Source organism: Alphaproteobacteria bacterium LSUCC0684 (assembly GCA_041228335.1).
In the GTDB taxonomy this organism is placed as follows: Bacteria; Pseudomonadota; Alphaproteobacteria; order Puniceispirillales; family UBA1172.
Map to the genome: position 1 here is coordinate 780,560 of CP166130.1, position 14,964 is coordinate 795,523.

Genomic DNA, 14,964 nt, shown 5'->3' on the forward strand with positions numbered 1-14,964 from the left:
AACGACCGCCGCCGGAAAGATAGTGCCGGATTTATTCGGCGCTGGGGAAAAACAGTTTTTTGCCATTCACTTCATAGGACGCGATAGCATCCTGCCCTTTCGCCGAAATCAGCCAGTCAATGAAGGCCTGGCCTTCTTTGGCTTTGACGGTGGGGCATTTTTCAGGGCTGATCAGCATCACGCCATAGGGATTGAACATGGTCTTGTCCCCCTCGACCATGATCCTGAAATCATCCTTATTGCCAAAATTTATCCATGTTGCACGGTCCGTCAGGGTATAGGCGCCCATGCCGATTGCCGTATTGATCGTCGCGCCCATGCCGGACCCGGTTTTACGATACCAGCTGCCTGATGCGGCTTCCTGATCAACACCGGCGGCGGCCCAGAGTGATTTTTCCTTGCTGTGGGTGCCGGAGTCATCCCCGCGGGAGGCAAAGAACGCTTGTGTTGCAGCAATTTTCTTCATTACTGTTGCGGCATCATTGAGGCCGGCAATCCCGGCCGGATCAGCTGCAGGTCCTATGATGACAAAATCGTTATACATGACGTCATAGCGGCGGGAGGCATATCCATCGGCGACAAACTTGTCTTCGCGCTTGCGGCTGTGGACGAGCAGAACATCTCCATCGCAGTTCATGGCGTTCTTGATCGCCGCACCGGTGCCAACGGCCACGACATGGACGGTTATGCCGGTATCCGCCTTCACCCGGGGCAGGATATAGTCATAAAGACCTGAGTTTTTGGTCGAGGTGGTTGACTGGACGATGATTGAGCTTTCGGAAAGCGCCGGGCCCGCGATCAATGAGGCGAGGAACAGAGGGAGGAGAAAGTATTTAATCATCATGGGTGTTTCCTTTCATGGTTGAGGTGAGGTCCTTGCTAGATGACGATCTTGCCCGCCAGATAGGCTTGAGCTTTGTCGGAAGAGGGTTTCTTGAAAAACCGCGATGCCGGGCTGTGCTCGCAAAGCCTGCCCGCGTTGAGGAAAATCACGTCATCGGCAAGTCGCCTGGCCTGGCTGATATCATGGGTGACGGCCACCACCTTGGTGCCGGACTGGCTTTCTGCTGAGATGATATCTTCGATGATCTTGGTCGAGGCTGGGTCAAGATTGGACGTGGCTTCATCAAGAAAGAGAATTTTCGGGCGGGTGACGAGCGCGCGCGCGAGCGCCAGCCGCTGCTTCTCACCACCCGAAAGCAGCCGGGCGGATTGTTGGGAAAGATGGTCGAGGCCAACCTTTTCCAGTATCTCGTGAATATGTCGGTGATCTGTTTGGTGTTGCTGGTGTGCCGCAAAGAGCATGTTTGCAAGAACACTGCGCCGCATCATGGTCGAGGTCTGAAAAACCATGGACTGCTGCTGCCGTATGCCGGCATTGAGGGGCAGGTTTCCGAAAAGCATCGTGCCGGCATCGATTTCCGTAAGCCCGTGAAGGCACCGGATAAAGAGACTTTTGCCAGCCCCGTTCGGGCCCATGATCACGGATATCCCTTCACGTTCAATCGTGCAGCTGACGTCATGAAGAAGCCGGCGTCCTCCCCGGGTCACGGAAATATTTTCAACGCAAATGGGGAGTATCTCGCTAGACATAGGCTTTGTCTTTTGCAGATTGCTTGAGCCAGGTTGCCAGAAAGTTCACCAGCATGGCCATTGCAAGCAGAATTAAACCAAGCGCCAGCGCCAGCGCCAGCTCACCTTTCGATGTCTCAAGGGCAATCGTGGTGGTCATCACCCGGGTGACGTGATCGATATTGCCGCCGACAATGATCACGGCGCCAACCTCCGAGATGGCGCGCCCGAACCCCGCCAGCACGACGGTGAGAAGGGAATATCTGGCATCGATGATATAGGCTTTTACCGCGGCTGATCTTGACACGACGAGCGATGTGAAAAGATCACGGTAATCCTCCTGCAGGTCTTCGATGATCTGGCAGCTCAAGGCGGCGACAATTGGCGTGATCAGCAGTATCTGGGCAATGATCATCGCCGTCGGCGTGTAAAGCAGGCCAAGCCAGCCGAGCGGGCCGGAACGCGACAGATGCAGGTAGACAAGCAGTCCCACCACGACCGGCGGCAGACCCATGAGCGAATTCAGCATGCTGATGGCCGTGCCGCGCCCGGGGAAGCGCTGGATCGCCAGAAACGTGCCTATTGGCAGGCCAAGAAGGCAGGATACCCCAAGCGCGGTGAGGCTGACCTGCACCGAAAGCAGGATGATTTCCATCAATTCCCTGTCGGCCGTTGCAAGAAGCCGGAAAGCGGTTGAAACAGATTCCCAGTAAATATCCATTCCGGCATTATAATGCGATAATTTCAAAAATCATGTAAAAAAAACATATTTACGGAAAAATTATGGATGCAACCCCGGGCGCAATGAAAACGCAGATTATTGAAAATACAGATTAAGGTTGGATGAAAAGCACGGATCGTGGGTATACTCAGGATATGCGAAACCTGATTATTGTCATCATAGCAGTGGTGGTTATTGCCGCGGGGTCTTTCGCGGTGGCGCCATATCTGCGGCCGAATAACGATGCTTTCGCACCAGACGAGCCGTCGGCGCATGTATCAAAAAGGCTCAAGGGAATCTTCAAGGGGATGGGAAGCAGTTTTTCAAACTGAATGCCGCCGCGAGCATCTTTCCTGAAAAGCCGGTAAGGCAAGCCGGCTTCCCCCTGTTCAGACACGAAATCGCTGAGCCATAAAGACAGCTCAGCGATTTATGTGCAGGTAATGTCCTCAACCTGAAAGCAGGTTGAAGTCAGAGCTTTAGTTGGCTTTGAGATTGACGGCAGCCTGTTTGCCGTTCTTCTGGGTCTCAAGCTCAAAAGAAACGCTCTGGCCTTCTTTGAGTTCACTCATGCCGGAATTCTGCACGGCGCTGATATGAACGAAAACGTCCTGCTTGCCATCTTCCGGCTCGATGAAGCCGTAGCCTTTGACAGGGTTAAACCATTTCACTGTTCCAACAGTCATCTTATTCTCCGTTGATCGGGGTTATGGTCTGCAACCTCCATTCAGTGACGAAGAAAAACTGCGAACCAATTTGCCAATGGGGCAAATTAGGACCGATTTCACATATAATTTGCCAATTGTCCACAATTTTTATTACCTGCGGTGCAAAAGCAAGCCTTTGCCACTGGCGGGGCTAATATCGCCTTTACCGGCCGCGTGGCCGGAAAAACAGGTCTTTTACCCCGGCATGCTCAAAACTCCCCGGCATGCCCATAATTTAACCTTTGGCCCCCCGGTGCCATGGGATGTTTTATCGGCAGAAATTGGGTTTATACTATTGAAAACATATAATAATTATATTTGCCTAATAAAGGCGGGGGGGGGGGTGCCGTCGCTGAAAAAATTATGTTTTGTTAACTTTTTATTAACCTTTCTGCTGTACATTGGATAGCAGGCCTGCTTCAGCAGAATCGCCATGTGTTGGCTATCAGGTTTGGTTTGTGTCTTCGGGGGAAGTTCTGTGATTGGTGCTGACGGGCTTGTGATGAAACCAGTACGCACAGACCACGAGGATGCCTGACCATGCCAAACGAAATTAAGAACCTTTTTGATTCGTCGAAACAAGTAATCACCGCAAAACCCGGTAAAGCCACGCCCTCCCGTCCCCGAGAGGGATATACCGGTGTCATGGTCTGGACGATGGGCGGGGTTGTTCTGGCAGCCTGCGTGGATAGCGACCATGCCGCCGATGACCTTAATACAGCTTTTGTCGCTGACGGCCCGGTTTGGGGCGCACGGGTCTTTGCCGATGTCGATGGCAATGGCAGGTATGACCCAGGCGAGCCGTTCGGTATCACCGATGAAACCGGCTATGCTGAAATATTGCCCGGAAACAATCTTGAAGGTCACCCCATCATTGCGGATGTCAACGGGGCGATTGATGTTGAAACGGGCGCGCAGCTGACCGGGACTTACTACGGAATCGAACCGTTGGGAGGTGAAGTAAGGGTGATCGCAACACCACTGACGGACTTTCTGGTGCAACGTGGCGGCGATTATCAAGGTATTCTGAATAGTATTTTCGGTGAAAATGTGGTGACGATTTCGGATGTGACGGATCCGGCAAATTACGTCCTGCCCTCGTATGGGCGCTCCTACCACGGGAGCATAACCGATCCCGGACTAGGCGCCAGCGCAGCAGAAATCAGCGATTATATCAGCACGCTGATCAGCCATGCCGCTATCAGCCTGACGGAATTGAGATATAATCCTCATTATAGCAACATAGACGGTGTAACAAGTTCAACCGTGCTGAATCCTGACCAGTTGGAACGCGTATTGGACGGCTATTTCGGATACTATTTAGGCGACCCTAACAACCCTAACAACACGGACATCTATGAAGCGCTCAGAAAAGCCGTTCTGGATCGTATCGAACTGGCGGGGGCTATCCAGTCAGGCAAGCCGATCGCGAATGGTGGCACCTACGAAATTGATGAAGATACCGTCTTCCGTCTTGGAGGTGTGATCACCGACGATAGCGGCGCAATCAACGCAAGAGGCCTTTCTGAGGCCTTCGGTTTTTTTGATCCGGGCGGAAACTCGGACGGTCCGTCATCCAAACTTGAGGGCATATTTATCAAGGTCAAGAGTGCTGCTGATGGCAATAACATTGCTAATGCCAGTATCGGGCTGGTCAATGAGGGAGGGAATACCGCCCTGACCGCCGGAATGGGATTTACCGAGGACCTTAAGGATCAACTGTCAGGCAAATTTATTCCAGGAGGTATAACTCTTACAAATCTTCAGGCTTCATACGCGTTTGTGGACCTTGCATCCATCCCCGATCTGATCGTGACGCCGAATACCAATTACCATGGGGATCTTGAGATTGAATTTCGGGTCTGGGACGGGGAGAATTTCTCGGCAGCGTCAACCCTCACCGTGACGGTGATCAGTATAGATGAAGCACCGGAGATCATCTCGGGTGCTACAGGCACGGAACTTGTGGAAAATTCGCTGGTTTTGAACAACACGCCGGTCTACACGGCAACGGGGACGGATGACGATGACATAATTGTCTGGTCGTTGCTGGAGTCTGGTGATGGCGGTCTGTTCAAGATCGACGCCAGCGGGGTGGTAACGTTCCAGAATGACACGACGCCGGATTTTGAGACGCAGGGTAGCTATACGTTCACGGTTCGGGCGACCTCGGAAGAGCTCTTCACCGATCAGGTGGTGACCATCGCGGTGAGGAACGTGGATGAAGCCCCGACGGCGATGACTTTTCCCGGAGAGCCCGGGGCAAGAGTGTCAGAGGACGCGACCGGGGCACGTAAGCTTGCGGATATCATCTTCACCGGTGGTGACACAATTGGCACGGATACGGTAACGTTGAGTGGTAGTGGCTCGACGCTGTTTGAGATCCAGAACAGGACGGAGTTATGGCTCAAAGACGGGGTGGCGCTGGATTATGAGACGGCCACCAGCCATACGGTGACATTGACGCCGAGCGTGACGGGAACAGGGGCCTCACTACTAGACGACGTGTTGACCTTCACGCTGGATGTTGACGATGTTGATGAGGCACCGACGGCGATGACGCTTTCCCCCAGCACGGCAAGCGTGGCAGAGGACACGACTGCGGCGCGGGAACTTGCGGTAATCACGTTTACCGATGACGCGCTTGGCACGAACACGGCGGAGGTGAATTATGTCGCTGTCGGGGAGAAAAAACTGTTCGATATCCGTGACAGTACCACCACCCCGGGGAAGAAGGCGTTGTGGCTGAATGCTGGTGTGGCGCTGGATTATGAGACGGCCACCAGCCATACGGTGACAGTGACGCCGAGCGTGACGGGATCAGGGAGCGCACCAGCCGCCCAGACCTTCACCCTGAATGTGACGGATGCGAATGACGAAGCGCCGGAGATCACCTCGGACGTGACGGGCACGGCGCTTGCGGAGAACACAGCGGTTTCGGCGAGCACGGCGGTCTACACGGCAACGGCCGACCCTGATGTGGCAGGGGCGGCGATCACCTGGTCCTTGGTGAAGGTTCCTGGTGATGGCAATGACGATCTGTTCGAGATCGACAGCAACACCGGGGCGGTGACGTTCAAGAGTGACACGACGCCGAACTTTGAGGTGAAGAATACATACACGTTCACGGTTCGGGCTTCCTCGAGCAATCTCACCGACGATCAGACGGTCACCATCGCGGTGACGGATGTTGATGAGGCGCCGACGGCGATGACTCTTTCCCCCGGCACGGGGAGCGTGGCGGAAGGCACAACTGCGGCGCGGGAACTTGCGGTAATAGATTTTACGGATGACGCGCTCGGGGTGAATACGGCGACGGTAGATGACACGACGCTTTTTGAGATCCTTGACAGTACCAGCACCCTGGGGGTGAAGGCGTTGTGGCTGAAGGCGGGGGCCGCACTGGACTTTGAGACGGCCACCAGCCATACGGTGACGGTGACGGCGAGCACGAACTCAGCGCTGACACAGACTTTCACGCTGAATGTAACGGATGCGAATGACGTGGCACCGGTGATCACCTCGGGTGCGACGGGCACGGCGCTTGCGGAGAATACGCTGGTTTCGGCGAGCACGCCGGTCTACACGGCAACGGGTGAGCCTGATGTGGCAGGGGCGGCGATCACCTGGTCCTTGGTGAAGGTTGCTGGTGATGGCAATGACGATCTGTTCAATATCGACAGCAACACCGGGGTGGTGACGTTCCAGAGTGACACGACGCCGAACCATGAGGTGAAGGAGGAATACACGTTCACGGTTCAGGCAAATTCGGGCGGTTTGACCACCGATCGGACGGTCACCATCGCGGTGACGGATGTTGATGAGGCGCCGACGGCGATGACTCTTTCCCCCGGCACGGAGAGCGTGGCAGAGGGATCTGCGGCGCAGGAACTTGCGGTAATCACGTTTACCGATGATGATCTTGGCACGAACACAGCGACGGTAGATGACACGACGCGGTTTGAGATCCGGAATGGCACTCAATTATGGCTGAAGGCGGGGGCCGCACTGGACTTTGAGACGGCCACCAGCCATACGGTGACAGTGACGCCGAGCGTGAGTGGATCAGGGAGTGCCCCAGCCGCACAGACCTTCACCCTGAATGTAACGGATGCGAATGACGTGGCACCGGTGATCACCTCGGGTGCGACGGGCACGGCGCTTGCGGAGAATACGCTGGTTTCGGCGAGCACGGCGGTCTACACGGCAACGGGCACCCCTGATGTGGCAGGGGCGGCGATCACCTGGTCCTTGTCGGGTTCGGATGATGACGGGCTGTTCAGTATCAACGCCGGTAGCGGAGAGGTGACGTTCCAGAGTGACACGACGCCGAACCATGAGGTGAAGGAGGAATACACGTTCACGGTTCAGGCAAATTCGGGTGGTTTGACCACCGATCAGGTGGTGACCATCGCGGTGACGGATTTGAACGACGTAGCACCGGTGATCACCTCGGGTGCGACGGGCACAGCGCTTGCGGAGAATACGCTGGTTTCGGCGAGCACGGCGGTCTACACGGCAACGGGCACCCCTGATGTGGCAGGGGCGGCGATCACTTGGTCCTTGTCAGGTTCGGATGATGACGGGCTGTTCAGTATCAACGCCGGTAGCGGAGAGGTGACGTTCCAGAGTGACACGACGCCGAACCATGAGGTGAAGGAGGAATACACGTTCACGGTTCAGGCAAATTCGGGCGGTCTCAACACCGATCAGGTAGTGACCATCGCGGTGACGGATTTGAACGACGTAGCACCGGTGATCACCTCGGGTGCGACGGGCACAGCGCTTGCGGAGAATACGCTGGTTTCGGCGAGCACGGCGGTCTACACGGCAACGGCCGACCCTGATGTGGCAGGGGCAGCGATCACCTGGTCCTTGGTGAAGGTTCCTGGTGATGGCAATGACGATCTGTTCGATATCAACGCCACCAGCGGGGCGGTGACGTTCAATTCCCACACCATACCGGACCACGAGACGAAGGATACATACACGTTCACGGTTCAGGCAAATTCGGGTGGTCTCACCACCGATCAGACGGTCACCATCGCGGTGACAGACGTGGATGAGGCGCCGACGGCGATGACTCTTTCCACCGGCACGGGGAGCGTAGCCGAGGGCACCACGACGGCGCAGGAACTTGCGGTAATCACGTTCACTGATGATGATCTTGGGACGAACACGGCGACGGTCAATACGGTCGAGGTTGGTGGGGAAACGCTGTTCGAGATCCGGAATGGGACAGAGTTGTGGCTGAAAGCGGGAGTTGATCTGGATTTTGAGACGGCCACCAGCCATACGGTGACGGTGACGCCGAGCGTGAGCGGAACAGGGAGCGCGCCAGCCACACTGAACTTCACGCTGGATGTGACCAATGTGAACGAGACCCCCTCAATCACCGTCACTGACAATGAGGACATATCTAACGACGTTGAAACCGCTATTTCATTCTTTGTTGGCACGAATGATGAGAATACCGTTCTTTTCACGCTTTCTGGCACCGATCCGGACGCAAGTACCACCCTGACCTGGTCGCTGGTTTCGGGTTCTGCGGATACTGACCTGTTTGAATTTAAAACGAAAGAGAATCAAGATATTGAAATATCCTGGAAGGATAACCCAACCGACTCTACCAAGAGCAGTAACAACGACACTACTTTCTCTCTCGAGGTGCAACTTGCGGATGATGGCTCGCCATCCCTGACGGATGACGTGACGCTCACCGTCGTCCTTTTTGCATCCGGCGGGGGATAGGAAAGGTCAGGCCCCTCAGCCTGCCGCATCCTTGCACCCCGCGCTACATGACCGGCTCTAGGCCGGTTGCGCGCAGTTTTCCGCGATCATGGAGATCATTTCAAACATGACGGCGGCCCCAACCATGGCCGTGATCTGGTTGGGGCTGTCCTTGGTCGGCATCATGCAGACAACATCACCGCCAACGATATTCATCCCGCGGACGGCGCGCAGCAGTTCCACCGCCTCATCGATGGAAAACCCGCCCACGCCAGGTTCGATATTCGAAACAGCGGGCGCAACCGATGGATCAAGGCAATCCAGATCAAAGGTGATATAGACCGGCCGCCCATCGAGCACGGATTTGATTTCGCGCACCACATCAGCAGCGCCTCTTCGGCGATAATCCGCCATGGTGACGATATTATATCCGTAATCATAGGATGGCTGGAGCCAGTCAAGTGTCCGCGGATGTCCACGAAGGCCGATCTGCATCGAACGCTTCGGGTCAACCTTGCCCTGATCGGCAAGATAGGCCCCCCAATGCGCGGCTGACTTTTCGGCACCAAGGAAATGATCGACCTTGGTAAAGACATCGGTATGCGCATCAAGATGCAGGAAGGACAGAGGCTCACCCCCGGAAATCCTGCCGCAGCCCAGAGCCTGAACAATGCCGCCGGTGATGGAATGATCTCCACCGATCGAAACCGGCCGGGCACCGGCATGATCAATCTCCGTGAAAAAATCCGTGATACGCTGGATGCAGTCTTCGTTGTCATTGGCGCGGGGGAAGGGAACATCACCTGCATCAACGATACGGGCAGATGACCAGGGATCAATCCGGAAATCACCATGCACACGCCGCTGGAGCGCGGACACATTCCGGACAGCGCGCGGGCCAAGATGCTGATCACGCTCGGTGGTGCCATTGCCGGTGGAGTGTGGCACGCCAACAAGGGCAATGTCCGCACCATCTGCCGCGGCATGGGGCGCGCGGAAAAGTGTCGGCACTCCCCACCAGTAGAGGTTGTCCATCATGCTCTGATCGTGTTCTCTTGCCATCGTATTACCCCTTTTTTGAAAATGCCGGAAAGCTTCCTTTTGTATTCAGGATGAGGCGATCCGCTCATCCGGACATGAGCCGGCGCATCTCATCGTCGATGATATCGGAAATAAGGTCACAGTCACGGGTGTTGAAGGTCAGCGGCACCCGCATATCAAGTGTCTTTTCCAGCACACGAAGCGTATTGGGAAGGACCGGCATGTCGTTGATATACCGCCAGCTGTCGTAACGGCTGGTGAAGGCTTTGGGTTCGTCATCGCCAAACCATTTGAGCTCAACCCCGCGTTTGCCGCAGGCTTCGACGAATTGGGGAATTTGCGCCCGGCTCAATCCTTCTGCACGGAACTGGATCGAGGAGCCGACATAGAATTCTTCCTGTTTGCGTTTTGGGATGACAACCCCGCTCAACTGCGCAAGACGGGCAAAAAGATGATCATAAAGTTCATTCCAGCGGGACAAATTCTCTTCGAGCAGAGGAAGCTGCGCCCGCAGAATAGCCGCCCGCAGATGGTCCATCCGGCCAGAATAATTCGGTGCGTTAAGACGGATTTTCTGAAACACGTCTTCGGCAGGGATAGCGCCATGCCTTCCATACAGCATATAGGACCCCGAAGAGACAACAGCACGCGCGGCGATCTCGGCGTCATTGGTGGTGAGAAACCCGCCTTCGCCGGAATTCATGTGCTTGTAGGTCTGGGTGGAAAACGCCGCGACCTTGCCGAAATTTCCTGATCTGATGCCGCGCCATTTGGCTCCCATCGTGTGGGCGCAGTCTTCTATAAGGCAGATATCGTGTTTGGTGCAGATCTCAACAACCCTGTCCATATCCGCGATATGTCCGCGCATATGCGACAGCAAAAGAAACTTCGCGCCACTCCGGGCAGCTTTCGCATCCAGATCATCAAGGTCAATGTGATAGTTATCATCAATATCCACCAGCACCGGCTCAGCCCCGACATTATGGATCGCCCCCGGCACCGGTGCGAGCGTATAGGCGTTGGCGAGCACCTTGTCCCCGGGCTTTACCCCCGTCACCCGCAGGGCGAGCTGAATGGCGTAACCGCCCGAAGTGCAGGCAATGCAGTAATCAACCCCCTGCCACCGGGCATATTCCATCTCAAGCAGGCTGGCTTCGCTTTCTTCGCCCTTGGCAAGATTATAGCGGTGAAGCCTGCCGCTCTGCATGACTTCAACCGCGCGGGCGATGCCGGTGGCGGGAATGGCTTCCTGCTGGGTGAAAGGTTTGGTGAAAGAGCTTCCGGTCAAGGTCAGGGCCTTTGAAAAAGTGCGTAAATCATCGAGCCTGTCATTTCAGGACAGGAGTCATCCCGATTGAAATGATCGTATGGTGCATCCTGAATTTTGGCAAGTTGTGATCTCATCAGCAGGTGGCAGGGCGCTCCTATCCCTTTGCCAGGAGACGCCGTCGCCGTTCCCGGAAGGCTGAATGGGAGCTTTCCGTTCCATCATGGAAGGAGCCGAACCATTTATCCCATGGCATTTCCAGATTGCCGTAATTGCAGTCAAAATAGCGGTGATGCATCTGGTGATGAAAGGTGCCGAGCGCCAGATGCTTCTTGTCCTTCATCAGCAAGGCTTCATAACCTGTATGGGATGTTGCGGCGGTCAGGGACTGATGCTGCATATGGAAAAGGATATGAACAGGGCTTGAGGGCAGAATGAAATGGATCAGGATTGAAGAGAAGAAAATCACATGCTCGACGGGATGCATCGAAAGCCCGGACCAGGGGCCGATATTGGTGTTGCGGTGATGCAGTGCATGCGCCAGCCGATAGAGCGGCGGCCAGTGAAGCCAGCGATGCACCCAGTAGAAATGAAACGAAATCCAGATCGGGGTCAGCAGAAACAGAAGAACGAACCACAAGGGGTTGTCTGCCCATAAGAGAACAGGCGTGTATCCGTTGCCCATGGCCCAGAACATCAGCACTTCATAGAAGGTCCAGACAGTAACGCCGCTTACCAGCGTCCAGAAGACATTATCGGCAAACTGGCTGTTGAACGAAAATAGCTTCTTCATGTCCGATAGATCACGCGTGTCATAGCGCAGCCTGTCACCCTGTCTTTTCCGGCCATAGAAATAGAGATGCAGCCCGCCCGCCACCGCAATCATCAGCACAAGATTCCGGATATAGAGAAGCGCGATCCAGTCAGGGGAAAGTGTTGCCGTCACTTCAAGAGACGGCTGGAAGAATATCCACGACAGAAGGCTGATGAGGATCAGGATCGACCGCTCGGTCACGACCAGCCATTGCCGGGCGGTCCAGCGCAGAATGGCGCTGAGATCAAGGGGCAAGGAAAAGAGAGGGGATACGCCGATAGGTACCGGCGGGACATGATTCCATTTTCCAGCAAAACCGGTTTTGTCCTTCTCCTCTTTCATCGCCTGACCCTGACACTCATGCGAGCTGAAATCGTTTTTCCCATGTCATCTCACCCTAAAGATCAAAGCGATAAAAACCGGTTCTAGCGTTTTCTATACGCTCCTTGCGCCACTCGGTCGATGACCATGGCGCAGAAAAGGATCGCAAGCCCGCCGAGCAACCCTTGCCCCTTGGCGGCGTATTGCAATGCTTCAAGGATCAGTGCACCCAGGCCTTCCGCTCCGATCAGCGAGGCAATCACCACCATGGAAAGGCTCATCAGGATCGTCTGGTTGATTCCGGTCATGATCGATGGCATGGCCAGCGGCAATTCCACGTTCCAGAGCAGTTGACGGCGTGAACAGCCAAACGCCAGCGCTGCTTCCTTGGTGGTTTCAGGCACGCCGCGCATACCGAGCGCGGTCAGGCGGATCACCGGCGGCATGGCAAAGATCAACGTTGCCAGAACCCCCGGAGGCTTGCCGGTGCCGAAGAAGGCGATGATCGGGATGAGATAGACAAAAGCCGGCATGGTCTGCATGAAATCCAGCACGGGTTCAGCTGTTCTGTAGGCGCGCTGGCTTTTGCCAAACCAGATCCCAAGCGGGATGCCGAAGAGGATGCACAGAAACGCCCCCGTGCCGATCAGCGCAACGGTGATCATGGAAATTTCCCACAATCCCATGAAGGCGAGATAGGCAAGCGCTGCGGCGGTGAAAATAGCAACCCTTACCCCGGCAAGACGGAAAGCGGCCACCACGATCACGACCATCACCACCGGCCAGGGGGTGCCGATGAGAAGGATTTCAATACTGTCAAGAACCGTCCGGATCATATGGGTTATGCCATCAAAGACACCGCCAAATCGATCGGCAAGCCAGTCAAACCCGTCATCGCCATAGGCCGAAAGAATGGTGAAATATTCCTTGCCGATAGGGAATTCGGTCATGGGCAGGTTATCCCCCAGCACGCCGCCGGTGAAACCCGACAAGGCTTCATCGGTCTTCACCACCGTGAAACGGATCAGCGTCAGCGGCAGGATACAGATGACAAGCACTATTCCCCAGATGGCTCCCTTGATGCTTGTGCCAGCCTGGATTCTGGGGTTGGAGCGCCATTTGAGATACTGCCGCTCATAGGCATGATTGGCGTAGAAACCTTCAAGAAGCTTGACCGCCAAAAGCAAGAGGAGGCCGGTGACAAGCACCGTCGTGGCCTGAGATGCCGCTTCCTGGGCCTCCAGCAAGGCGGTTTCGGCCGCTTTTTTGAGGTTATTGGCAATCTTGAGTTTGCTTTCCGCGCCCGCGGCATCGCCCGCGGCCAGCAATTCGGCTGCCTGCGATTCACGTTTCGCAATATTCGTGGCCAGTCTTTCGTAGCGCTCAAGTTTGTCGCCGCCAAGTTCCCCCCATAATCCGCGCCCTACCTGCACGAGTGCAAACATTTCCAGCACGAGAAAGATCCAGAAAAATCCCCAGATACCGCGCATCGCTCCCCATAACGGGCCAAAGAGCGCGGCCATGCTGTTCCAGGTGAAAACAAATCCTTCCGCTTCCTGAATGCGGGTAAACTCGCGGGCGTAGAAATCGGTCTGGCTTACGGCAAATGTGTCAATCGAAGCTGAGAGATTCTGCTTGTCCACGGGTTCGGTCATGCTTTGCCTCCCTGAATTCCCTTGAGCAGGGTTGTCTTGTCGACCACGCCGATATCTTTTCCTTTATCATCCTGAATGACGATGGGATGCGTGGTGGTGGCCGAAATATCAATCAACTCATCCAGGCTGGCCGAATGGCTTGCTCTGGGTGCTGCATCCAGTTTCTGGCCCCGCGGGGGCTTGAATTCAGCAAGCGGCACCATGATCGAATGGGCGAAAACAAGTTTCAGTTTGGAAATGCCTTCGACAAAATCACGCACGTAATCATCGGCAGGTTGGGTCACGATTTCCTCAGGTGTGCCGATCTGCACAATCCGGCCGTCCTTCATGATGGCGATGCGGTCCCCGATGCGAATGGCTTCATCGAGATCATGGGTGATAAAAACCGTGGTCTTGTGGAGTTTCTGCGACAGTTCCATGAACTGGTCCTGCAACTGACGCCGGATCAGCGGGTCAAGGGCGGAAAAAGGCTCATCCATCAGGAGAACATCCGGGTCTGATGCCAGCGCCCGTGCGAGGCCGACACGCTGCTGCATGCCGCCTGAAAGCTCGCTCGGAAAGCGGTCTTCATACCCTTCGAGATTTACCATTGCAAGACAGCGCTGGGAGACGTCCCACCTTTTGGCTTTCGACTCACCCCTGATCTGAAGCGGGAAGGCGACATTGTCCCGGACCGTGCGATGGGGGAGCAGGGCCATATGCTGAAAAACCATGCCGATTTCCCGTGCCCGCATGGCCCGAAGGTCCGCATCATTGAGCGCCAGCATATCCCGGCCAAGCACATGGATGCGGCCAGCGGTTGGTTCGATCAGCCGGTTAAGATGCCGGACCATCGTCGATTTGCCGGAGCCGGAAAGCCCCATGACGCAGAAGACTTCGCCTTTCCTGACGGAAAAGGAGCAGTCCGCAATGCCGACCACACAGCCGAATTCAGCCAGCACGTCATTTTTGGAAAGATTGCGTTCCTTGATCGCGGCCATCGCTTCATCGGCATTATGGCCAAAAATCTTCCATACGTTTTCAAGAACGATCATATCGTTGTGGGTTGCTGGCTGCATATCATTATTCCCCCCGGGCTTGACTATAGCGTCGTTCCCTCAAAGGACAATCGCCGCGGATTTTGATGCGTCTTGTAT

Annotated in this window: 10 protein-coding genes; 1 reads left to right on the plus strand and 9 read right to left on the minus strand. The window is 55.4% G+C overall.

Annotated features, from left to right (window positions below; all coding sequences use genetic code 11):
• Positions 1 to 31: 31 nt before the first annotated feature.
• The 4 genes from AB8880_03730 to AB8880_03745 form a co-directional block, all read right to left on the minus strand.
• Positions 32 to 841, minus strand: coding sequence for a substrate-binding domain-containing protein (locus AB8880_03730; GenBank protein ID XDZ67012.1), 810 nt, complete (start codon positions 839 to 841; stop codon positions 32 to 34).
• Positions 842 to 879: 38 nt separating this feature from the next.
• Complete coding sequence (locus AB8880_03735) at positions 880 to 1,593, minus strand: ATP-binding cassette domain-containing protein (GenBank protein ID XDZ66517.1); 714 nt, start codon at positions 1,591 to 1,593, stop codon at positions 880 to 882.
• Positions 1,586 to 2,293, minus strand: coding sequence for an ABC transporter permease (locus tag AB8880_03740; protein ID XDZ66518.1), 708 nt, complete (start codon positions 2,291 to 2,293; stop codon positions 1,586 to 1,588). Before AB8880_03740 ends, AB8880_03735 begins: the two co-directional genes overlap by 8 nt.
• A gap of 479 nt (positions 2,294 to 2,772) precedes the next feature.
• Entirely contained in the window at positions 2,773 to 2,979 is a 207-nt protein-coding gene (locus AB8880_03745) for a cold-shock protein (GenBank protein ID XDZ66519.1), read from the minus strand.
• A gap of 561 nt (positions 2,980 to 3,540) precedes the next feature.
• Between AB8880_03745 and AB8880_03750 the strand changes: the two genes are divergently transcribed.
• Positions 3,541 to 8,751 (plus strand): beta strand repeat-containing protein, encoded by a 5,211-nt coding sequence (locus AB8880_03750; GenBank protein ID XDZ66520.1) that lies wholly within the window; start codon positions 3,541 to 3,543, stop codon positions 8,749 to 8,751.
• Between the two features lie 57 nt (positions 8,752 to 8,808).
• On the opposite strand, the gene AB8880_03755 is transcribed toward AB8880_03750, so the two are convergent.
• From AB8880_03755 to AB8880_03775, 5 genes are all read right to left on the minus strand, one after another.
• Positions 8,809 to 9,792, minus strand: a complete 984-nt coding sequence (locus tag AB8880_03755; GenBank protein XDZ66521.1) for an arginase family protein — start codon at positions 9,790 to 9,792, stop codon at positions 8,809 to 8,811.
• 64 nt (positions 9,793 to 9,856) lie between these two features.
• Positions 9,857 to 11,059: a DegT/DnrJ/EryC1/StrS family aminotransferase gene (locus AB8880_03760; GenBank protein XDZ66522.1), complete on the minus strand. Its 1,203-nt coding sequence runs from the start codon at positions 11,057 to 11,059 to the stop codon at positions 9,857 to 9,859.
• A gap of 136 nt (positions 11,060 to 11,195) precedes the next feature.
• Positions 11,196 to 12,194, minus strand: coding sequence for a sterol desaturase family protein (locus AB8880_03765; protein ID XDZ66523.1), 999 nt, complete (start codon positions 12,192 to 12,194; stop codon positions 11,196 to 11,198).
• Positions 12,195 to 12,277: 83 nt separating this feature from the next.
• Complete coding sequence (locus tag AB8880_03770) at positions 12,278 to 13,828, minus strand: ABC transporter permease (protein ID XDZ66524.1); 1,551 nt, start codon at positions 13,826 to 13,828, stop codon at positions 12,278 to 12,280.
• The gene (locus AB8880_03775) at positions 13,825 to 14,886 is read right to left on the minus strand and encodes a glycine betaine/L-proline ABC transporter ATP-binding protein (protein XDZ66525.1); all 1,062 of its coding nucleotides are present in this window, start codon (positions 14,884 to 14,886) and stop codon (positions 13,825 to 13,827) included. The genes AB8880_03770 and AB8880_03775 overlap by 4 nt, the downstream gene beginning before the upstream one ends.
• Between the last annotated feature and the right edge of the window lie 78 nt (positions 14,887 to 14,964).